Below are 21,454 nucleotides of genomic sequence, written 5' to 3'. Positions count from 1 at the left end.
GGCACCCGTTACGGGGCTACCGGTACATCATTACGCTCTATCGGTACACCACAACATATTGATTTGACTCGCATACTCGTCATTCTCCAAAATCATCGCTAACGCAGCAAAGATGACTGCGTCGCAAAACGATGATTGGAGAAAATTAATGAGTAGTGTTAGCTACCGCGATGCGCTCCGCCATCGTGCCAGCGGTTTGAGTTTGCAGAAAACTGCAGACGCTTGCGGCTGTGCCCGATCGACGGTGCAAGACATCGTGCAACTCGCGAAGAAGCGCGATGTTGGATGGAAGGATGTTGAGGATCTTGCCGACGCCGAAGCGTATGAGCTGGTAAGAGGAAAGCCTGAGCAAGTCGAGCTCTACGCGCCCATCGACTACAAAAAGATCTACGACGAAATGACGCGCGACAGAACCATGAAGATGACCATTCTGTGGGAAGAATACGTCATCGAGGCGGTTGAATCCGATAAGCGCCCCTACCAATACTCGCGCTTCTGCGAGAAATACCATGTCTGGTGCGATGCCAACGATATTGCCGTCATCAGGCGATACATCGCCGCTGACATTGGAGAGTTTGATTGGGCCGGCAAGAAGCTGACCATCTGCAATCCCGATACTGGCGAGCTCGCTGATGTGCCGGTATTCGTGGCCTGCCTGCCGTATTCGCAATACGTATTCGTCCGCGCATACCCCGATATGACGATGGAAAGCTGGCTTCAAGCAGCGGCCGACAGCTTCGCATTCTTCGGCGGGTGTCCCCGCATCGTCGTTATCGACAATCTTCGAACTGGCGTAACGAAGCATACCTCCGAAGAGATCGTGCTTAACCGGACGTTCAGGGAATTTGCCGAGCATTACAACGTTGCGGCAATTCCGCACGCACCTCGCCGACCACGCGGTAAGAACAGCGTCGAGTCGTCTGTTGACAAGTTCGCCAACAAGATACGCCTTGAACTGCGAAAACAGCGCTTCTTCGATATTGACGAACTCAATGAAGCCGTTGCCGCAAAGGCAGCGGAGCTAAACGCAAAGCCCTTTCAAAAGCGCGCTTCATCTCGGGCTGAAGTGTTCTTGGAACGCGAGAAGCCATGTTTGCAGCCGTTGCCCGAACGCCCTTGGGAACGCGCGATTTGGTCGCCAAAAGTCAAAGTGGGAAAGAACTATCACGTTTTATGCGCAGCCGATAAGGTTCTCTACTCGGTTCCCCATCGCTTCGTCGGCAAAGAGGTCGAGGTCCGCACTACGCCGCATGCCGTCGAGGTTTATCGCGAGGGCGAGCGTATTGCCATTCATGCTCGTCAGCGCACGCATATGCCCGAAGACGGACCGATCACCAATCCTGAGCACCGCGCAAAGCATCATGCCGACTACCTCGATCACGACAGCGAGTGGTATCGCCATGAGGCAGCTAAGACAGGCCCTGCTACGACAAAGGTAATCGAAGGTTTCCTAAGCGAAGGACTCGCCGAAGAGCAAGGATGGGGCTGGTGCGAAAAGCTTTTAAAGCAGCGTGCATCTCATTCATCAGCAGCAATCGAGAGCGCGTGCGAAAAAGCGCTCTCGATTCTGGCGAACCCGAGCTACAAAGCCATCAACACCCTGATAAAGAATACAGCCAAAAGCACTGAGCTCGATGATCCCGCGGGCGGCAACCCGTGGGCTATTCGCCGCTACTAGCTGGAAGGATACAGCAAAATTATGCTAAAGCAGCAAACGATAGAACAACTAAAGAAACTGAAGCTTACTGCCATAATTGAAGCCGCAGAGGCGCTTGAGAGAAGTGGGCAGGCGAAGGGTCTGACCGCGCAGGAATACGCGGCAATACTCATTGACAATCTCTACACGGTGAAGATGACAGAGAAAATCGAAAGGCTCATATCGGGCGCGCATCTTGAAGAGCCCGATGCCCACCTCGAAGACCTTTGCATGGATTCAGACCGCGAACTCGACGCTGGGTTGATATCGCGCCTTGCCACAGGCGATTACATCTCTAAGGGCCACAACATCATCATACAAGCAGCGGCTGGTGGCGGAAAATCTTTCATGGAGTCGGCACTCGCCAATGCAGCGTGCCGTCAATTTGTTAAGGTGGAGTATCTGAACTACCGCGACATGGTTGACGAGCTGCTCGTACTTCGTACGGATCCATTGAAGCACAAAAAGAAGATTGCCTCGCTGAAGCGACTTCCGCTTCTTATCGTGGATGACTGGTTGCTTTCCGATTCGATTACCATCCAAGAAGTAAACGAGCTGTTAGCTGTCGTCGATGCACGCACGCGAGCCAAGAAGTCCACTATCATCTGCACGCAGTATCTTGTTGATGGCTGGCCGGTTCTTTTAGGCAATTGCCTTGCGGGAGACTCGGTGGTCGACCGTATAAAGAACAATGCGTACATCATCGAAATCAAGGGTGGGATCTCGATGCGCGAGCGCTTCAAGGATGACGATCTGAAAGAAAGCAACCATGCTGTCGCGTGAGGCCGTGCGGCAGATATTGCAGCAGGCATGCAGCAGGAATCTTTGGATGGCTGTTCCGATCGAGCTGGAAGACTACATCGCGGACTTCGCTGCAAAGAACATGCGGGCCGAGGACGTCAACGACTCAGTATGCGGAGAGTTGTTTGAGCTTGCGGCAACCTGCACGTTATGATGGCACGCCGGGGTTCTAGATCTCAGTAATCCTAATCCGTACTCACAGGGAAACGAATTGCCTGCCGACGTAAAGCCGTTTACCGCGACAACGATATACGACACACGCATTGAAACGAGCTGTATCTAGTAGCTGAAAGGGCCCGATTGCTTTCGATTGCAGTCGGGCCCTTGGAATCAATATCTTGTGGGTGTGCACTGCTAGGCAGAATCACTGTGCCGATGCTGCGGAATGCCGTACCGATGGTCTGGAACGATGTACCGATACGGGTGCAATAACCAGTGGGCGATCGGGCGCCGCCGGGAGCTCTCCGGCGAGCCCGACCCCGCCGCCGAGGACCGCGAGCTGCGCGAGGCCCGGAGGCGGATCCGCGAGCTCGAGACGGAGAAGGCCTTCCTGAAAAAAGCCGCGGCCTTCTTCGCCAGAAGCCAGGCGTGACCGAGCGCTACCGCCCGATGCGGCGGAGAAGGCCGACTTCCCCGTGAAGACGATGGCAGGGCTGCTCGGCGTGAGCAGGTCGGGCTTCTACGACTGGGCCCGGCGTGAGCCGCCCGGGGGCCCTGCGCGGCTCACCCGGTCGGCCGTCGAGCGCTGCTGGTTCGAGTCGGACCGGCGCTTCGGCGCCCGCAGCGTGCGCGCCGTGCTGGCGGCGCGCGGGCCGGCCCTGACCCTTTACCGCGTGCGCGCCCTCATGCGCGACCTGGGGATACGCGGCGTCGCCCCGAACTCCCGCAAGCGCACGACGGTGCCCGACCCGGGCGCCCCGGCCAGGCCCGGCCTGGTGCGCAGGAGCTTCGAGCCCCCGGTCCCGACGACCGTGCTCTGCGGCGCATCGCGTACCTGCGCACGGGCCGGGGGCGGCTCTGCCCGGCGACCGTCATCGACCTGCGCACGTGCATGGCGGTCGCCTGGCCGCTCTCCGAGCGCGTGGCCGCCGAAGTCGCCGCGTCGACGCTCTCCATGGCGAAGGCGCGCGGCTACGTGGCCGGCAACGCGATCTTCCGCTCCAACCGCGGGGGCCGGTACGCGAGCCGGCTGATGGCCGAGTGGGTCGCCGCCAACGACGCGAGGCTGTCCGTGGGGCGGACGGGCTCCTGCCACGACGACGCGGCGGCGGAGTCCTTCTTCGCGACGCTCAAGAACGAGATGCGCTCGCTCAGGAGCTGGCCGACCCGCGCCGAGGCGAGGAGCGCCGTGGTCGGCTGCATCGAGGGCTTCTACAACCGGGCGAGGCCGCACTCGATGATCGGCTACTAGACGCCCGCGGGCGAGATGGAGGCGTTCTTCGAGCGGACCGTCCCGAAGCCCGAGGGGCTGCCGCTCGCCGCGTAATCCCTGCCGTATCCGTGTCCGAAATCTTGAAACAGATCGGATCGGCGCCATCGACCGGGACCGGGCGGATCGGAGGCTGCCCCCGCTGATCTAGCCTCCCCTCAAATACGGCCTTCCCGATCATAGGGAGAAGCAACCGTTCGGATGACTTCGCAATTCAATCGGAAATGAAAGTCCTCGACCCCAAAGGGCGAACGTAGCCCATCTGTTCACTCACTGAAGCAGGAATGAGAAGCCCCGCAACAGAAGAAAGATCTGGAAGTAAGTAATAGCCCACCGTTCGGACGCTTTGCTAAGTACATAGCAAAGCGAAATCACCGAATGCCAATCATAACTCACGTCTACGGGTCTTTGCAGGATCTAAAGGCTGCCTATTATATCGTTTTCACTTTCATGATCATGCTGCTTACTACCGTGCTACCGCCCAACGCTCACTGCGGAATCTTAAAGGCCAATCTCCTACGATCCCGTCCTGGCGCATCTCGATCTTCTAAGTACCGCGCGAGGTCGCACTTAATATCGCGTCTCGAAAAGCCCGTCCGTTCCGTTACCGAAGCGCGGGACGCGTGATTAATAGAAACGACGCCTTTTTCAACACCTCTCAAAATAACCGCATAGTCCTAGACCAAACTTCTGACTAAGTATACGGTATCACCGTTGTCACCATCGAATATAAAGTCTTTTGACTTGTAAAATGCCATTGCCCGCTTGTTGTTTTTTCTGACTTCCAGCTTAATCGATGTCATTCCCTTAGCTTTTGAATAATCACAGGCACGAGCAATCAAAACCGTGCCGATTCCCTTTCTTCTAAAACCAGGCATGGTGGCGAGTTGCGTCACGAATGCGGTCTTTGAGGCGGTATCGTTTGCATAGACAGCAATGCCTCCTGCAAGATAGCCCCCTTCTTTACAGACAAATGTAGTTCCGTTTTGAGCGATTCTCTCTACGTAGCTTTCAAAATCCTCTAGACGCGTTGATAACGGAGGCTGATAAGCATCCGAAAGATGGTTCCATGTGTTTACGATAGATTCTCTTTGTGTCAGCTCTTCTACAAGCATGATCGCCCTTTTCGACTTAAGCAAGCCTATAGATCAATGTTGCACACAGTCATGCGAAACTTTCCGCTGCGAAGTTTAGGAATGTCATCCACGTATTCAAAAGAATAGAGACTGTCTTGTCCAAATAGTTTTCTGCACTCCGAAGTAATCATTTCTTCATAACTATGATTCTTGGTGTTTAGCTTCCATGTAAAATGAAAATAATCTTCTTGTATTATCTGGAATTGCTTAATATCCATAAGAGGCTCCAAGAAAGAGATTGCGTTAAAGAAATGAACGAGTCGGCCATCCGTGGTGTATAGCGCATCAACTCTTCTTCCCGCAATATCGGTGATATACACTCGTCCATCTGGAGTTGTCTTCTTAGCTACGAGGTCGCCGTTTTCATATCGAATCACAGGAAACGCCTTGTTGAAGTAATCTGTAATTACAAGACGACCTATCTCACCATCCTTTGCAGGCATATCAGAGTTCATTGACAACACTTCCAGAAAGAAATCTGCAGTATTGGCCCTGCAACCAAATCCAGACCCGTCTTCAACTGCTAGAACTCCATTTTCTTCATTGGCATACAGTACATATACCGGGCAATGAAAGTACTCTGCCAATGTGCTTCTCGTGAAGTCCTTAAGCGTTTCGGACACGGAAAACACCGCTTTGAACTCTCCTGTCCAAGCAGGGGCTTTACCGCTAATTACATAGCGGGCAAATCGCTCCAGCAAAGAGGACAAGGCTGTTATTGTTTGGACGTTATTGCTCCGCAAATAAGCTAGGACTTTCCCGAATTCCTCGTCATCGAAATACTTGCAGTCAATGTAATAGACATTATCCCTGTCCATACGTTCTTGAGGGATATTCTTGTCTGCCACCGTCTCGCTGATAAAAACGGTTTTCGTATGGGAAGGAACCCCGACATTGCTCCGAAAGACTTTATTCCCCGCGATCCATCTGCAGTGCTTATACCGATCCATGACCATTTTGAACGGAGTTCCTGTTGAACCGCTTGTGTATTTTATGCAACTATCCGGAAGATCAGCGTAGTCATTGACTACTATCTCGTCCCAATGATCTTTTAGGGTCTGCTTGTCGACAATTGGAAAATCGCTTAAACTTTTGCATTTGTTGAATTTTTTATAAAACTGGCTATGGGATGTGGCGTGACTCAGTATCTCGTTCAGATAATGTTTCTCGAATATTCTCGCCTCATCAGGATGAGATAGCAGAAACGACAACTCATCACAACAATTAACCAAACGTCCCCTGTTATTCTCCAAATCATCCCTCACAAATGCATCATATTTTATATCGCGATCGCTTCGCATCTTGTCCTCCTTAGAACAGTTGAACTGAATGCAACCTACTCCAGCACGATCCTTACTTCTTCGCTTATAGATTTCATTACCTGCTTCAATCTGGTCTCGCTATTGCAGAGCGCAATGTAGTAACCAACGCGCGAAGCGTCATTTGATGCTTCATCTATGCGATCACCTGGTTTGAAATTGAATGCATACACCGAAACGTCTGGCAAGGAATTCAAAAGTTCGATCCCTTCGATTCTCGCCACTTTTCCTCCCCCATGAGGGCATTCGAAAAACTTCAGGACTGCACATCTTGGCGACAATGTCGCTGCTTGTTCGACATCAAAAGACTTTGCGCCATTGACACTGCAGTCTATTAGATAGCTATAATTGTCAAACCTTGAAAGGAACGGCACAATATGCGAGGAGATAAGATTTCCTCCTCCTCTAGCAGCCATTTCAATTAAGTAATAGCGATCATTTTCGTACTTGTACTCAACATGCGTTAAGCCAAATTCTAAAGGGGTTCCTGCGAGAAGCTTATCGTTTATAGATCGGAGTTCATCATAGTCATACCGTGCATCAGATGCAGTGAAATACAATTCAGAAGCTATGCTTTTATTGTGAGCAAAATGCTTCTTTTTCGATATTGCAAGCGTGGCATGACCATTAGGCCCCTTGACTCCGTCCACCGTAAACTCAGGTCCTTCTATGAATCGTTCAACGAGTACCGCTTTCTTGACGCGAGAATAAGAGAGCGAATCCGCGAAGCAGGATTCCAAGTCTTCCACATTGCCGACAATGTGAACACCTCTGCTGCTGTTGCTGTCAATTGGCTTCAGAACAACCGGATGATTCAATTTAATCATAAATTCTCTGGCATGATCGAGAGTATTGCATAAACGATATTCTGGATAAGCAAACCCATTTGCTTGACAATGCATCCTCATAGCATATTTATCCGTAAATAAGCGAGCGGCGGCTGTACTTAATGTTGGATAACCTAAAGCTGCTCCCAGCTCAGCCACGACAGGCATCGCAATGTCGCATTCTTCAGTGATTAGCGCACAAGCATGCTCTTCTTCGCAGTATTGCTTGATGGATTTTATATCGAAAATATCCGCCTGCAGATGACCGTCAGCATATGGGAAAGACGGAGACTCGTCGTATGGATTTACAACCAAAACCCGATAGCCGTACATTTTAAGCTTATTGATGAGCGGAATTTGCCATTTAGCGCCGGGGAGAACCACGACGGTTTTATTATCGCTCACAATGCCTCCCTATTGATAATTGCTCTTCATACTGTTAAATGGGTGTGCATTCAACCTGTCTAGCTCTGTATCTATGAGAGTCGCATCGTATTCTCCCTCGTCCACAACTCTCTTTATGACATCTAGCGCAGTCTTTACATCTTTTTCGGTCTCCGCGCCAACTCCTATCCGGATAAAACCGTCGGTGCTTTCGCCATATGCTGATCCGGGAACAACTCCAATGTGATACTTCATAAGCAAGTGCATTGCTAGGTCGAGCGAGGAACGACCATATTTGGAGATATCAATAAATAAGTAGAACGTCGAACATCCCCCTAGCGTGGCGAGTCCGATATCACGAGCATAACCAACAATCTCCTGCCTGAAGCGTACCACCTCCCTCGCTTGAGGCAAGGTAGATTCAAGTATCTCGTCAAAGTGCTTGGCGAGATACATTAGAAGAATAGTCGAGGCGCATGTAATCAGATGTTGGTTTAGTTTAAGAATACCATAAATAATCTCGGGGCTTGAAATAGCATAGCCGACACGCCAGCCAGAAATCCCCAAGTTCTTCGATAGGGAATTTACAATGATTACGCCGTCTTTGTCAGGGGCAATCTTGGCCATGGATACGAATTCATCCCCAGACACAAAATCGCTATAAGCTTCGTCAACAATGATGTATGAGCCATTTTTTCTCAAAAGATCATATAGGTACCGTAACTCGCTTTCTGCATACGCCTTTCCAGCGGGATTGTTGGGGTTATTCAGAATCAGAGCCTTGGTTTTCGTGTTGATATAGCTTTTAAAATCTGAAGGGCTGCAGTTGTAAGGAATAAAAATGGGAATACCCCCTGCAAGTCGAATCTGCTCAGGATAGCTAAGCCATGCTGGCTCATGAATCAAGACCTCGTCTCCGTCTTCAAGAATCGTTTGCAGAGCCATGTAAATCAACGGCTTAGAGCCTGCTGAGATTATGATCTCATTATGGCTATCAACTTTTGCTTCGTATTGCTCTTCGTAAAAGGCAGAAATTTTCTTACGTAAATCGAGCAGACCTAGGCTCTCCGAATAATGGTAACCCGATTTAAAGTCTATATCCTCAAAACCAAAATACGGCAAATCGAAATAAGCTTCTCCGAGAGACAAAGTCGTAATCCTATCGCCCCTCCTTTTCATTCCGTATATGAGATTGTTTACATAGACAGACAGCGCTTCGGGAATGGATTCCACCTTCGAACTTAGGGACAAGGCCGGGTAGGGTTTAACGGACATGATTAATTCTCTCCTTCTTGGATTGCGCTTTTGACAATATGGCAAATCGCTTCAACATTCTCTAAAGACAAATCGGCGTACATAGGCAAAGTCAAAATATGATTAGCCACGTATTTCGCATTCGGAGTTTTATTTGAATCGAACTTACCTCGATAGCATTCAAGATCGCTTGTAAGCGGGTAGAAATACTTTCGGGCCCCAATGCAGCGCTTGGATAACGCTTCAAACACCTTATCTCGGACGAAGGTACCCGAGCCGTTGAAAACAACTGGCAAATAAGCGTAATTATGCTCGGTCTCATCCGGCGGCACGCACGCCCGAATGCCAGGCACAGATTCGAGAAGTCTCCAGTAACAATGGGCAACGGTTTTTCGCTTGTCGATTTCTTCCTGAATGTGTCGAAGATTGCAGAGCCCCATAGCAGCGCAAAATTCGTTCATTTTTGCATTTCCACCGATGTACTCTGCGGATTCAGGCCCGGTGATACCGAAGTTTTTCCACTGATTCAAAATGGTAGACAGCCTGCAGTCCCTGTAGCACAGGGCACCGCCTTCTATGGTGTTAAACACTTTCGTTGCGTGAAAGCTAAACATAGAAATATCGCCGAATTTAGCAACGGAATCTCCCGAGGTTCGAACGCCGAATGCATGAGCAGCGTCGTATATCACCTTGAGGTTATGTCTCTTTGCAATATTTGAAATAGAATCGACATCGCATATATTCCCGTAAACATGCACGGGGAGAATCGCGCAAGTTTTATCGTCGACTAGTTTCTCAATTTCTTTGGGATCGATCGTAAAATCATTAAGCTTTATATCTGCAAATACCGGAGTCAGCCCCTTTCTTGCAATTGCATGTGTGGTCGAGGCGAAAGTAAATGGCGTCGTTATCACCTTGTACCGACCATCGGCCCCCAACTGCAATGCCTCAATGGCGCATTCAAGAGCCGAATGACCGTTGGTGTACAACGCTACGCCTTCAACATCCAAATAAGACCGCAGCTGAGCTTCAAATTCTCGGTGCTTTACCCCCATATTGGTTAGCCAATGGCTATCCCAAAGTGAAGAAATCTCTGCGACGTACTCATCCAAAGGTGGCATAGACGACCGGGTGACCGATATGCTGCTCACGTATTAACCTTTCTTGTGCATAATTTTTAACTAAACAGTAATTTGATTATTGGCAAAGAGCCACTCTGTTTCAACCGACTGTTGGTTTACTTTTGCCAAGCAAAGCCTCAATGTAATCAGAAAGCTCATGTCCAGATATCTTTCTCCCGGCCGCAACCAGCCCCTTGTCATCAATGAAGCCTCGTCGCCATGCGATTTCCTCAACGCATCTCAATTTCATTCCCGAAAGCCTTTGATGCAGCTCTACATACTCCGATGCTGACGCAAGATGGTTTTTATTGGTGATTAACACTGAAAGATACCCTCGATCGGCAAGCACTACATCAATATCCTTGCTCTCGATGAGCGAAAGTAGAGCTTTGGAAAAAGAAGCGGCATCATCGATTTCGGATACTGCACTTTCGACTATATCCCTAGAGCAGAAGATTATAGGAAGAGACGTGTACGCATACCTCTCCATCATTAGCGCACGATGGCTTTTCCGTGCTACCTCTTGATCTGTTTGGCGACCGTGCGCTATGCAGTTTTGACCATAAGGTAATAAAGGATATGCAATAGACGCCAGATTCGAGCAGTGCGCCATCGCACGTTCGAGCAATCTGGTTAAATCAACTCCGTCAAAAAGAAGATAATCAAATATTGAGAAGACCTTTTTAACCGAAGACCTATTGGAGACCGATTTCCGATTGAATCGAAAATCACTCTCGCTGATTATTTTCAAGTTTATTCCGAGTATTGAGCCATCACCAAAAAGTTTATAAATATAATCACTGTTATCGCCCTGAATTATGGTTATATCCCTAATGCCAGAAAGGAGAAAATAGCTCAGTAAATAGCATATCGCAGGCTTGTCGTGTATCAATGTCCAAGGGCGAATGCCATTCTCTCTTAGAGGCAAAACCAGAAGCCCGCACCATTGAGCCCTTTCCTCTGGAGCTGCCGAGGCCACCAACAACTCTATATCCATATCGAGCAATACCGCCAGCTTACTCAAACATGAGACATCGGGAACAGAAAGACCGCGTTCCCATTTAGAAACCGCCTTATCAGTAATTCCAATGCTAGCTGCAACATCCTTTTGAGTGAGTCCGACATTCCTGCGAGCCTTGCGTATTGCATCGCCCATGCAGATTGCTGGAGTATATATTCCGGACGACTGTTGATTGGAATCTGTTTTAGGCTGCAATACATCTACCTCATTTACAAATTGATGATCGATTGCAACGATTTCATCGAACTCTTGTGTAAATGAGTAAATCAGGCGAGATGGCATTAAGACTATTTTGTGTTTCGGATGGTCTGCATTAGATAGTCGAAGACCTCGAGATGAAATACTTTTGCAAGCAATAGGTATATTCCAACCATGCTGAAACCCTGAGTAACAATCAATAGTAATTTGTTATCTATAATCAAGTTCAACGGAAATGTGGCGGAAGCGGACAATAATGTGATAAGGGCAATGGGCGCAAGATCGGCTAATTGTTCCCTGTATGAGTACCCAATGATTATTTTGTTTGGACTAGCGTTGACGAACGTAGATAGTACTGCCGAAATCATCACCATGCCAACCATTGCATATGCATTTCCGAAAACAAAAGCGGCGAGCAGTAGCAGCATGATGCCGTATGATTTTTTGATTACTTCTAGTTTGAAAAACACATCACTACGTCCCATGCCATTCAATGCTTGTAAATTTGCGGTCTGCACGGGCAGTAAGGCGAAGATAAAGCAATACATCTGCATAAACGGGACACTGGGCAGCCATTTGTCTCCCAATAAAAGAATTACCAACGGCTCAGACTCTAGAGCGAACAAGCACATTGCAGGAAAGACTAAAAATGAAGATGTTTTCAAGGCCCTACGAACAAGGCGTTTGACAAGCGTAATGTCATCTTGAACTCTAGAAACAGCTGACATCATTACAGGCTGGATCGCGCTATCCAGCATCGTCCCCAAGGTTGTAGGATACTTTTCTCCTTGTGAAACATATCCTAGCGTAGCGGTTGAAAACTTCTTTCCGATTATTAAATCAGAAAGACTTCGATAGCCAACATCAAGTAGGCCCGAAAACAAAAGTTTCCAGCCATAGGAAAGAAACCCTCGCGCTCTTGCTCGATTGAACGCCATCCTTGGTCTCCACGACACTTGGGATGACAACGCTAAGCAATTAACTGCCTGGTAGCATATTTGCTGAAAAACTAAAGCCCAGAGGCCAAACCCTTCCAAGGCCAAAGCAATACCAAGTATTCCAGAAGCAATTACTGACAGAATCGTCGGCATGAAAAACTTTTTAAACTGCAGTTCTCGTTGAATTATTGAACATTGGACTCCATTATAAGCATTTATGATCAACACGAGCGACAGAAATCTAAGAGGATTAGATAGCGATGCGCAGCCGAAAAAAGCAGAAATTTGATCCGCAAACAATGCAATCAGAAAGCAAATTAAACTAGCCGCAAATAGATTCATCCAGAATACAGTGGAGCAATCTTCATCGCTCATTGTATTTGCTTGAACCAGCGCTATGTTTAATCCATATTGTACAATTATGTTGCCAAAATTCACGAATACAACAAGGATCGCCAAATTCCCAAATTGTTCTGGAGCCAGCAGCCTTGCCATAACGATCTGGACAATAAGAGCTATCGCTTGATTACCGACACGTTCCAGCCCCTTCCAGAATAACGAGGTAATAGTTTTTGCCTTTAATTCATCCATTATTTTAAGATTCTAATGATTGCAAGCATGTCGTTTGACAAAATTAATTAGCGCAAAAGGATAGGATCCCTTTATTGAAGCAAAGACTCCGATCCCTTTTTTAACCATTGGGGCAGCGATGTGGCTCGGATTGCAATAAGAGCAACTTGCCGAAGAAGCCTCGATGTATTTCATATGGTCAATGAAATCTGGCAATTCATCGGCAACGCCGATGCGCCTGTACCGATTGTCTACGTGCCTCTGATCAACGAGGATCGCACGCATCAGGGACTGCGGCTCCACCTTGCTTTGCACCTTGCCGGGGATGGTTTCGAAATCATGCAAAACTAGCCCCGCAATTACATCTTCCTCGACAGCAAAACACAGAGTGGGAACTCCATGCTCGGCACACAACAACGCTCCCCCTGCTTTTCCGATCGCCATGTCAAAACGCCTAATTAATGACAGCGGAATGGGGCACATCGTTCCCATGAAATAAGTTTCAAGATTTGCGGCTTCTTCAACCAGTGCTTGCAGCTTTGCTTTACAGGCTGCAATATCGGCGTCACCGATTACTACAAATGCGATACTTGTTTCTGGGTTATTCTTCGCAAATAATACTACTGCTTCAAAAGCGTCCACCACGTAGGTCTTTTCGAGACGGGAGATCATTCCAATTACGCAATCGTGTCTATCCAGGAAGCCAATGTCGAAATCTAGCTCAACTGCAGCGGGGTTAGCCCTTGCAACAAGAACGTTCTTTTCGTAGTCGATACACCTCGACTCTCCGAATAATTCCCACATAGTTCCTGCGTGAATAGCAGCAAATTCTCCTCTGGCGTGCTTGAAAGCAAGAAAATCACGCTCTTCTTGTGTCATCATCGGCAAAACTTCCATAAGAGAAAATATGAAGTGTTTGGCGCCAAGTCTCTCTGCGAGCAACTCACCCCACAGACTTGCCTCCAGATTCCCCGACTCAATTACTATTTCATCATACTTTTCTATATACGCCGCTATATTCTCAATAACTCGATTGGTAAGAGACTTCTTGAGTGTTGAGGGACGCGACAGAACAAGAGAATCGTAGACAATTCGAGCGCGCCCATAGTTAATATCATATTTCTCGCCGCACCCATGAACGGCAATTACGTCCCACGAATGACGAGCAAGCCAAAGAGATTTTGCGGATACGTACAGCTGGGCACCACCCATACCTGATAGACAGGCTTGGATAAAAACATAGACTTTGCAGTTCGTAGGGTCGTTCTCTTGTTTTTTCATTGTGCATCCTCCAGCAATATAAAACTTGTTATCCAGTTTTCCCTTGGAGTTGATCTTCGACAGAAAGCAGCACGGTTGGAAAAATGGCAAAAGCAATAGCAAAGCACGTGTATGTATACGCCATATTGAAGCAGGCATTGAAGAGCCATATGAACGTAACCATGATTAGAAGCTTGCTCTTTTCCCGACTATCTGACTGCTTGCAGTACTGCAGCAACACCGCAACGCCTGAAAACAGATAAATAAGCAAGCCAATATATCCGTTCGACATCAGAATATTTATGAAATCATTATGCGCCCATATGTATGAATGCGCCGCCACGATATTGACTAGGTATACCCAATCGTAGCCACCGCCAAAAAGACGGGTGATGAAGTCCGACTCCATGAAAGCATTCAAATCTGCTTGCCAAAACACAGTTCGCCCATTAGAGATTGTTCCCCATAAATCCAGATAAGAAGTATCGGTATATCGCGTTGCAGCAATCTTGGATCCGAGTCCAGTTGCTCCAAGTATTACAACTGAAAATACAATTAAAAAGAAAACTATCATTTTAAGAGTATCGACGTTGTTAATATAGTATTTTAGGAAAATAATGTAGAGCACAAATAGCACTACAAAATACGTACGCGAACCACCCATGAAAGCAATATACAATGGAATCAAGCTAGACAATAAGTACAGCAATTTTGACTTTTTATCAAATACAACGCACTGAGTCAGCAATACCATAATCAAACAAGCCGTCGGCGCTAATCTGAAAATATCTCCCGGTAAAGAACCGAAGTAGACTCCGCCACCCCAGCCTAATCCGTATGACGAAGGTATGAATATCGAAATCCCCACAATAAGCGACCAGATAACCACTATTGTTTTTGCAAATCGAAAACTGTTAGTTATTATTCTTTTAAGTTGTTTCGAATTACTCGAGAATACCATCATGATCAAGTACCAAAAAGGTAGGTATACAAAATCGTTCAACCCGCCGATAAATTCATTGGTTTTCGAGATTGAATATAGTACCGAAAACAGTACCATCAGTAGCGTCAGCCAATTAATGGGATGATATTTCGTTAAAAAGAACGACCAGAGAAACGCGCCCATGAGAACAAAAGCGACAAATTGGTTAATCGAGTTAAAACCCGGATACGCTTGGAAGAGCGTCGTAACTGGTAAAACTAACATTAGTTTATAAGCGATCGAATTTACCTTAAATGAACTGAGCGCGCCTTTGACCATGCCCGTTTTTACCACTTTGCAGCCCTCCTCAATAGCCGGGCGTTTGCACTGCTCTTTGCATGCTCAATAGCTTTTGCGCTACTACCCACAATCATAACTTGTTAGAATCTCCTGCTCATTCTTTTGTACAGCGAACGAAGAGCGATGCCAGCACTAGGGTGTTTTTTCCAGAAATCATGAGTGACATAGACGAAACGTATAAATAATTTCTTATATATATTGATGCGGTAGACATCGTTTATTGCTTCGAATGTTTCCTTTTCGTAAAATTGCGGAATGCTATCGAATATCTCTTCGCTTATGCTTCCCCGTTTATCCATCACAACACTATTCATGCCGAATTTATCGACGCTTCCACTATTCAATCCCGAACCATCGCTGCCATAGTTTTTCGTCTTGCTGATTTTTGGATAGACACAATATTTCCCATTATCACGAGCGAAAACAGACATGAACGTATCGTTCAACGCCTTGTTCCCTGTCATTACATACCAGGCCATCGCGCCGCAGTCGTTCATGCTGCCCGTTAGAATTCTTCTTGTCCTTTCCTTATCTGCCAGAATGGAATGGTAGTAATCAGTAGCACAAAGTGCGGACATCTGCATGTAACGATCGCGCCATATGCCAAATCCCCATGTATTCGCATTCGAGTTTAGAAGAACAATCTCCTCGTTTCCATCATTCTTCCATTTAGCAGGAATTGCAAAACCTCCGACCAGCAGAAATCGACTATCATTTTCGAATCTAGCTAATCCGTAATCGACAAACTGTAGAAAAGTGTTGGCAAAAATATTATCGTCTTCACTAAGAATCACTCGATCATATCTGTCCCATATCTCACTAGACAAAAGACAATTTACGTTTTCAGCTGGTCCATAGTTTCTGTTCCTGGTAATAACCGTAAAGCTTCTAAACGCAAATGAGGCTTGGGCGAGATAGTCTTTCACTTCCTCATATCCTGCTTCGTATTCTGACGATGGGGGGTAATCTAGCGCGACATACACGTCAGTATGATCGGACAACACACACCGAGATAAAGACTCCAGGCAGTTCTTCAGGTGGTTTACCCTGTTTAAAGTGGGTATTACAACTGGTGCGTATTTCATTCAATTAACCATTCCGTTCTTCTAGCGTCATTCCAATTATTCCGACTCTTCTGCGGTGGACGCACGAGTATCAGAACGGGAAGACTCCGACAATCCATCCTTTACTTCTGCATCGGAGTCGTAAGTTGACTTTTCATCGAGTTGCGATTTCGAGATTTTCCCAGATTCATGCTCGCAGACAATCTTTAGCTCATGCATGTCGTATTTTTTGCCGGGCTTCAACTTGTGCATCACGGCCCATAAACCAGTTTTTACAATATGCTTTTTCATTGCGGGGCTAACGCTGCCAATCATCCAACAATTTCTATCGCAATGGCGAACCTTGCAACGGACTCGTTCTGCTTCTAAGCTATTCCAAAGTTCATCCCAGCTTTGCGTATTAAGGTTTCCCATAACTTCTTTATCCTTGGTTCCATTGCAGGGCATTACGTCCCCGTACGGATCAATAAAGAAAGTATCGAATGCCATATCGCAGGGCAAAAGCCTAGGTTGTCCATAAATGTAATTAATAAGACCGTGATTGAAATATGCACGCATCCATTTTTTCGGACTGTTCGACTTTAATAGCTCATTGCATAAGTTCTCAATGTTTTGAGCCACCATCGGTCGATCATCGATAATGTTCTTCGCCTCCACAAAATAAAAACTATTGTGGAGACTTGCGGTCGCAAACTCCATGCCCAGCTCATCGCTAATCTTATAAAGGGGAACCACATCGTTTGCGTTTCGGTCCTGAATGGTCATCCCAAAGCCAACGTCAGGATGGTTAAGCTCGACAAGTCTTTTCAGTGTCTGATATCCACGATTGTAGCCATTATCCAAACCACGAATTTCATCGTTGGTCTCTTGAAGGCCTTCTATTGAAATGCGTATCCCTACTTCAGGAAATTCTTCACAAAGATCCAAGATTCGATCGGTGAAGTAGCCGTTTGTGCTGATTACAATACGATCGCTTTTTTTATATATCTCTCGAACAATATCCTTCAGGTCAGAGCGAATGAACGGCTCGCCACCCGTTATGTTTGTAAAATACATAGGTGGAAGTTTCTTTATCGTTTCAAGCGTTATCTCTTCTTCCGGTCGGCTCGGCGCTTTATATCGACTGCACATATTGCAGCGGGCATTGCAGCGGTACGTCACAATGACTGTTCCGTTTAATTTCTTCTCAGCCATTTAGTGCGTCTCCTTTTTCTTCTCTATAAGCTGTTCGTACAATCCGATTAGATTGCTGACATATTCGTCTTCCAAGCAGTGAGAGAGGACATACTTGCGGCAACTCGACTGCATCAGCTGGTACCCTTCTTTGCGACTGCAAAACTCGACAGCCTCCACAATACTTCCAGAAAGCGATTCTGCATCGTTCGGGTTACATAGAAACCCCGTGCCCCCTGGTTGCACGAGCTCGGGGATACCTCCAATATGCGTCCCAATGACCGGTGTCCCTAGTGCAAATGACTCGATAATCGAATAGGGCATGTTCTCTCTCCATCGCGAGCACACGATGGAGAGGGACGCTCTTTCGACGTACTCTTGCAAGTTGACGCCCGTCTGAAAACCTACGAATTCAACGCGCCTCTTCGCATCGGAGCCCGACCTCAAGACGACATCTCCAAGAACGTCCCTTTCGGGCCCGTCGCCAGCTATTACAAGATTCCAGTTCGACGGGAGCTTGTTCAGAGCCTGCATAAACGCCTCTACAAGTACGTCAACGCCTTTTTCTTTAGAAAGGCGGCCAAAAAAGAAAAGATACGGGTTCTCTTTATCGGTACAATCCTTGTCGTCTTTTGCATACTCAAGCACTTCGCGTTTCGCGAAATTCTGCATAAAGTCGATTTGTTTCGATGGGAACCCTCCCGCAACAAGTTTTTTCTTTATAAACTCTGAAGGGGCGATTATTCGATCGATTTTCTGATAGCTGCCATGTTTGCGTAAAAAGGCAGCCTCTGCCGTAGCGAGCATGCTCTTGGCCTTTGATCCCTTGACACAACGTTTTTTAATGCATGGTTTGAAGCTTCCCGCCAAGCAGTCATCGCAGACTTGTCCTTCGCCATCAAGCATCGTGCAGTTAGGGCATACTGGAATATAATCATGCGCTGTATAAACCACGGGAATTTTATGCGCCTTAAGCCATGGAGCATCTAAGATGGAAAATGTAAGTTGCCGGTGCACTAAGTTCATGTGAATAATATCAGGCTGGAAATCTTCAAGAAGTGCTTCAAACTTTTTTTTCGCTTCAAAAGAGTAAATTAGCGAAAGACCGTCTTTAGCTTTTTTGATCAATCCCGTCTTGCCATTGTAGTCAGCAGCAGAAACAAAATAACGAGACTGCTTGCTCGGCAGATTGCTAGGATCTTCCATAGAGAAAAAGCCAACTTCGCAACCCATCCGTTCGAGGCTCTCGGCAACTGCGAAATGATAGGTTTCTGAGCCACCCTTGAAATAGTGAAACTTATTTACCATCAATACGCGCAAAGTGTCTACTCCCCACGCTTTTTCAGTATTTTGGCAGGAACCCCACCTACTACACAGAAATCAGGTACATCTTTGTTGACTACCGCGTTGGCGGCAATTATGCATCCGTCTCCGACGTTTACGCCATCAAGGATTACCGCTCCCTCGCCAACCCAGCAATCGCAACCGATAGTGACTCCCTGGCGCGTTGCTCCTTGAAGACGAATAGGCGCATCAAGATTGGTGAAAACATGGTTTTCGGTATGTATGCTGATATTGGGCCCGAAGATGCAATCATCTCCAATTTCAAGGGAGCCGCGCACCGCGATGAAAGCATTTTGAGCGAACCCCACATGGCTGCCAATCTTCACTGATTCGCCTAGCTCGCGAATCACGCCGGTACATTCAATAATCGAACCGGCACCGATAGAAACGTTATCTCCGAATTCGATGCCACCCTTAGAAAGCGCGTTGATATAAACGCCATCACCTAAAGTGAGGCCACCTTTGGTTTTAACGTGGGATGCATGGCGAACCTTAACCCTCTTGCCAACGAATATGATGCCCTGCTTCTCGCCGAAGAAAATGCCTTTCCAAACGCCGCGTACGAACTGAAAAAGCTTGTCCTTTAAAATGATCAACAAATCCATGCTGGTTATGGCCGGATCCAAGCTGTATGGTTCACGTTTAATTTTAGTAATTACTTTTTCAACGGTTTTTTTCATTCAGCAACTCCCAGATATGCGTCGAGCGTTCGGCGCACCACATCGTTCCAGTTGTAATTAGCTTCTACGCGGAGCTTTGCCGCCGACCCCAACTCATCTAGCTTTGTTTTGTTGGCAAACAGGAAAGCCAAGCTCTCCCTCAATGCTGCGACGTCCCCTCTTGGAAATGTCAGTCCTGCATTTTCCAAAACCGTAGAGCATTCTTCAATATCGCTAGTTAAGCAACAGCATCCATATGACATGGCCTCCAACAGGCTCATGGGCATGCCCTCGAGGTCGCTCGGCAGGATATACACTGCAGCGTTGCTATAAAGCTCTTCAAGTAACTGCCCTTGAATAAATCCCGTGAACAGGATACGGGGATCGCTAGAAGACTCCTTCCTTACTTCCTCGAAGTATCCCCGGCTGTCGCTCGACCCACCTGCGACCACGAGTTTCATATTCGTTTCTAGCCCTTTAAATGCCTTGATTAGATAATGCAGCCCTTTCTCGGGCACGATGCGCCCGAGAAATAACGCATACCCGTTTTTCTCAAGGTCGTATTCTCTCTTGATAATGTCCGGCAAAACGGAAGTGTGACTCTCTATTCCATTGGGAATAAAAATCGTATTGCGTCCGTACTCGGTTTTAAAGTAGTTTTGCACATTGCGACTCAGCACGATTATTTCATCGGCATGTCGAGCCGCCATCTTTTCCCCAAATTTGATATACGCACTAGCAAGCTTTCCCCATTTTGCACGCTGCCAATCCAAGCCATGAATGGTCGCAACGGTTCTGAATCCACGACGCTTTGCCAATGGAATCATTGCGCAAGGACCCTCAGCGTGGAAATGGATCAGATCTGGGCTATCTTCCATCGCAGCCTTAGTGGCAAAGTAGCTGCTTGTAAGGGCTGCAAGACCCTTGATGTCAAATGTTGCAACTTGTTTAACTGCAACGCCCTTGTATTCGCAGGTTTTTTCTTGGTCGTATTCCTTTCCAGCTGCGTTGTGGCCCTTCCTGCTATATACCGTCACTTCGTGACCTAAAGCGACCATTCTTGTCGACAATTCTTTGACAACAACCTCAACTCCGCCTTCGCGCGATGGCATTCTTTTATGTCCTAGCATGGCAATTTTCATCGCCATACCTAGTTTCCTTGAGCCGTCAACACGACGCCGACAGTCTTTGCGACCTGTTTTAAATCGGTCCATATACCGCATTGCTTGATGTACAGAAGATCGAGCTCCACCCACTCGTCGAACGTGATCTTGTCGCGATCCAAGCGCGTTTGCCAATAGCACGTAATTCCGGGCTTGACCAGGAGCCTCTGCTTTTGGCGCTCGGTGTACTGCGTCACTTCCCTCGGCAGGCAGGGGCGCGGGCCCACGATGGAGATCTTCGATGAGAACACGTTGATGAACTGGGGCAGCTCGTCCAGCGAGAGTTTGCGTATCACCCTTCCCACGCGCGTGATGCGCGGGTCCTTGGAGATCTTGAACACCGGACCCGTCTTCTCGTTGAGCTGCAGCAGGTCGTCCAGCTGCCCTTCCGCGTTCACGTACATGCTGCGGAACTTCCACATCATGAAGCGCTCGCCGTTCTTGCCGACGCGCTCCTGCTTGAAGAAGACGGGGCCGGACGGGTCGTCGATCTTGATCGCCATCGCGATCAAGGCGTAAAGCCAGCAGAACAGGACGAGGACCGTCGCGCTGAACACGATGTCGAACGCGCGCTTGGCGAACCGGTAGGCCCAGCGCTCCTCGTCGATGCGGCGCGCGGCTTCGTAGACCTCCGGGTCGGGCAGGCCCTCATCCCCAACCCCCGCGCTCGTCCTTACATAACCGCGATTATCAGACTTTTCGTCGAGCGGTTTGCTCGTATTCGCGTCGGAAGCCCCCGCTTCCGTCACCTCGACGCACCCGGCGACAATCCCCTCGCTTGCAAGCACAGCCACTCCCCCATCGGCTAGCGTCTC

Annotated in this window: 20 protein-coding genes and 1 pseudogene; 6 read left to right on the top strand and 15 right to left on the bottom strand. The window is 47.8% G+C overall.

Annotation, left to right across the window (positions count from 1 at the left end; genetic code table 11):
* Positions 1-148: 148 nt before the first annotated feature.
* From istA to LG373_RS00920, 6 genes and pseudogenes are all read left to right on the top strand, one after another.
* Positions 149-1,678, top strand: coding sequence for an IS21 family transposase (gene istA / locus LG373_RS00940; protein ID WP_225748737.1), 1,530 nt, complete (start codon positions 149-151; stop codon positions 1,676-1,678).
* A 21-nt stretch (positions 1,679-1,699) separates the two neighbouring features.
* The gene (locus tag LG373_RS00935) at positions 1,700-2,479 is read left to right on the top strand and encodes an ATP-binding protein (RefSeq protein ID WP_225748736.1); all 780 of its coding nucleotides are present in this window, start codon (positions 1,700-1,702) and stop codon (positions 2,477-2,479) included.
* A 46-nt stretch (positions 2,480-2,525) separates the two neighbouring features.
* Positions 2,526-2,651: a hypothetical protein gene (locus LG373_RS12220; RefSeq protein ID WP_255616263.1), complete on the top strand. Its 126-nt coding sequence runs from the start codon at positions 2,526-2,528 to the stop codon at positions 2,649-2,651.
* 255 nt (positions 2,652-2,906) lie between these two features.
* Positions 2,907-3,089, top strand: a complete 183-nt coding sequence (locus LG373_RS00930; protein ID WP_225748735.1) for a hypothetical protein — start codon at positions 2,907-2,909, stop codon at positions 3,087-3,089.
* Positions 3,090-3,141: 52 nt separating this feature from the next.
* Positions 3,142-3,363 (top strand): annotated as a pseudogene (locus tag LG373_RS12290) (IS3 family transposase); the annotation flags it as partial.
* A gap of 110 nt (positions 3,364-3,473) precedes the next feature.
* Entirely contained in the window at positions 3,474-3,908 is a 435-nt protein-coding gene (locus LG373_RS00920) for a DDE-type integrase/transposase/recombinase (protein WP_370632834.1), read from the top strand.
* A 695-nt stretch (positions 3,909-4,603) separates the two neighbouring features.
* Here LG373_RS00920 and LG373_RS00915 read toward each other — a convergent pair.
* The 15 genes from LG373_RS00915 to LG373_RS00845 form a co-directional block, all read right to left on the bottom strand.
* Positions 4,604-5,041: a GNAT family N-acetyltransferase gene (locus LG373_RS00915; RefSeq protein WP_225748734.1), complete on the bottom strand. Its 438-nt coding sequence runs from the start codon at positions 5,039-5,041 to the stop codon at positions 4,604-4,606.
* 26 nt (positions 5,042-5,067) lie between these two features.
* Positions 5,068-6,363 (bottom strand): hypothetical protein, encoded by a 1,296-nt coding sequence (locus LG373_RS00910; RefSeq protein WP_225748733.1) that lies wholly within the window; start codon positions 6,361-6,363, stop codon positions 5,068-5,070.
* Between the two features lie 35 nt (positions 6,364-6,398).
* A complete protein-coding gene (locus tag LG373_RS00905) occupies positions 6,399-7,613 on the bottom strand; it encodes an ATP-grasp domain-containing protein (RefSeq protein WP_225748732.1) in 1,215 nt (404 codons plus the stop codon).
* Positions 7,614-7,622: 9 nt separating this feature from the next.
* Positions 7,623-8,867, bottom strand: coding sequence for a pyridoxal phosphate-dependent aminotransferase (locus tag LG373_RS00900; RefSeq protein WP_225748731.1), 1,245 nt, complete (start codon positions 8,865-8,867; stop codon positions 7,623-7,625).
* Positions 8,868-8,869: 2 nt separating this feature from the next.
* On the bottom strand, positions 8,870-9,997 hold the full coding sequence (locus tag LG373_RS00895) for a DegT/DnrJ/EryC1/StrS aminotransferase family protein (protein ID WP_225748730.1): 1,128 nt from the start codon (positions 9,995-9,997) through the stop codon (positions 8,870-8,872).
* A gap of 70 nt (positions 9,998-10,067) precedes the next feature.
* Positions 10,068-11,270 carry a helix-turn-helix domain-containing protein gene (locus LG373_RS00890; RefSeq protein ID WP_225748729.1) on the bottom strand — a complete coding sequence of 401 codons (1,203 nt, stop codon included), beginning with the start codon at positions 11,268-11,270 and terminating at the stop codon, positions 10,068-10,070.
* Positions 11,271-11,275: 5 nt separating this feature from the next.
* Positions 11,276-12,715 carry a lipopolysaccharide biosynthesis protein gene (locus tag LG373_RS00885; protein WP_225748728.1) on the bottom strand — a complete coding sequence of 480 codons (1,440 nt, stop codon included), beginning with the start codon at positions 12,713-12,715 and terminating at the stop codon, positions 11,276-11,278.
* 12 nt (positions 12,716-12,727) lie between these two features.
* Positions 12,728-13,975 carry a hypothetical protein gene (locus tag LG373_RS00880; RefSeq protein ID WP_225748727.1) on the bottom strand — a complete coding sequence of 416 codons (1,248 nt, stop codon included), beginning with the start codon at positions 13,973-13,975 and terminating at the stop codon, positions 12,728-12,730.
* Positions 13,976-14,003: 28 nt separating this feature from the next.
* On the bottom strand, positions 14,004-15,230 hold the full coding sequence (locus tag LG373_RS00875; protein WP_225748726.1) for an O-antigen ligase: 1,227 nt from the start codon (positions 15,228-15,230) through the stop codon (positions 14,004-14,006).
* Between the two features lie 86 nt (positions 15,231-15,316).
* Positions 15,317-16,162, bottom strand: a complete 846-nt coding sequence (locus LG373_RS00870) for a hypothetical protein (protein ID WP_225748725.1) — start codon at positions 16,160-16,162, stop codon at positions 15,317-15,319.
* Positions 16,163-16,357: 195 nt separating this feature from the next.
* Positions 16,358-17,494, bottom strand: coding sequence for a radical SAM protein (locus LG373_RS00865; protein ID WP_225748724.1), 1,137 nt, complete (start codon positions 17,492-17,494; stop codon positions 16,358-16,360).
* The gene (locus LG373_RS00860) at positions 17,495-18,793 is read right to left on the bottom strand and encodes a glycosyltransferase (protein WP_225748723.1); all 1,299 of its coding nucleotides are present in this window, start codon (positions 18,791-18,793) and stop codon (positions 17,495-17,497) included.
* 5 nt (positions 18,794-18,798) lie between these two features.
* The gene (locus LG373_RS00855; protein ID WP_225748722.1) at positions 18,799-19,497 is read right to left on the bottom strand and encodes an acyltransferase; all 699 of its coding nucleotides are present in this window, start codon (positions 19,495-19,497) and stop codon (positions 18,799-18,801) included.
* Entirely contained in the window at positions 19,494-20,624 is a 1,131-nt protein-coding gene (locus tag LG373_RS00850) for a glycosyltransferase family 4 protein (protein WP_225748721.1), read from the bottom strand. The genes LG373_RS00855 and LG373_RS00850 overlap by 4 nt, the downstream gene beginning before the upstream one ends.
* 2 nt (positions 20,625-20,626) lie before the next feature.
* Positions 20,627-21,433, bottom strand: a complete 807-nt coding sequence (locus tag LG373_RS00845) for a sugar transferase (RefSeq protein ID WP_225748720.1) — start codon at positions 21,431-21,433, stop codon at positions 20,627-20,629.
* Between the last annotated feature and the right edge of the window lie 21 nt (positions 21,434-21,454).

Source organism: Paraeggerthella sp. Marseille-Q4926 (assembly GCF_916618935.1).
GTDB classification, from domain to species: domain Bacteria; phylum Actinomycetota; class Coriobacteriia; order Coriobacteriales; family Eggerthellaceae; genus Paraeggerthella; species Paraeggerthella hominis.
This window is presented reverse-complemented; position numbering and strand designations above follow the sequence as displayed.

Excerpts from the sequence above, each read along its gene's own strand:
- LG373_RS12220 (WP_255616263.1), top strand. The coding sequence starts at position 2,526 with ATGGCTGTTCCGATCGAGCTGGAAGACTACATCGCGGACTTCGCTGCA.
- istA (WP_225748737.1), top strand. The coding sequence starts at position 149 with ATGAGTAGTGTTAGCTACCGCGATGCGCTCCGCCATCGTGCCAGCGGT.
- LG373_RS00915 (WP_225748734.1), bottom strand. The coding sequence starts at position 5,041 with ATGCTTGTAGAAGAGCTGACACAAAGAGAATCTATCGTAAACACATGG.
- LG373_RS00930 (WP_225748735.1), top strand. The coding sequence starts at position 2,907 with ATGTACCGATACGGGTGCAATAACCAGTGGGCGATCGGGCGCCGCCGG.
- LG373_RS00885 (WP_225748728.1), bottom strand. The coding sequence starts at position 12,715 with ATGGATGAATTAAAGGCAAAAACTATTACCTCGTTATTCTGGAAGGGG.
- LG373_RS00880 (WP_225748727.1), bottom strand. The coding sequence starts at position 13,975 with ATGAAAAAACAAGAGAACGACCCTACGAACTGCAAAGTCTATGTTTTT.
- LG373_RS00900 (WP_225748731.1), bottom strand. The coding sequence starts at position 8,867 with ATGTCCGTTAAACCCTACCCGGCCTTGTCCCTAAGTTCGAAGGTGGAA.
- LG373_RS00850 (WP_225748721.1), bottom strand. The coding sequence starts at position 20,624 with ATGGCGATGAAAATTGCCATGCTAGGACATAAAAGAATGCCATCGCGC.
- LG373_RS00935 (WP_225748736.1), top strand. The coding sequence starts at position 1,700 with ATGCTAAAGCAGCAAACGATAGAACAACTAAAGAAACTGAAGCTTACT.
- LG373_RS00865 (WP_225748724.1), bottom strand. The coding sequence starts at position 17,494 with ATGGCTGAGAAGAAATTAAACGGAACAGTCATTGTGACGTACCGCTGC.
- LG373_RS00890 (WP_225748729.1), bottom strand. The coding sequence starts at position 11,270 with ATGCCATCTCGCCTGATTTACTCATTTACACAAGAGTTCGATGAAATC.
- LG373_RS00855 (WP_225748722.1), bottom strand. The coding sequence starts at position 19,497 with ATGAAAAAAACCGTTGAAAAAGTAATTACTAAAATTAAACGTGAACCA.
- LG373_RS00910 (WP_225748733.1), bottom strand. The coding sequence starts at position 6,363 with ATGCGAAGCGATCGCGATATAAAATATGATGCATTTGTGAGGGATGAT.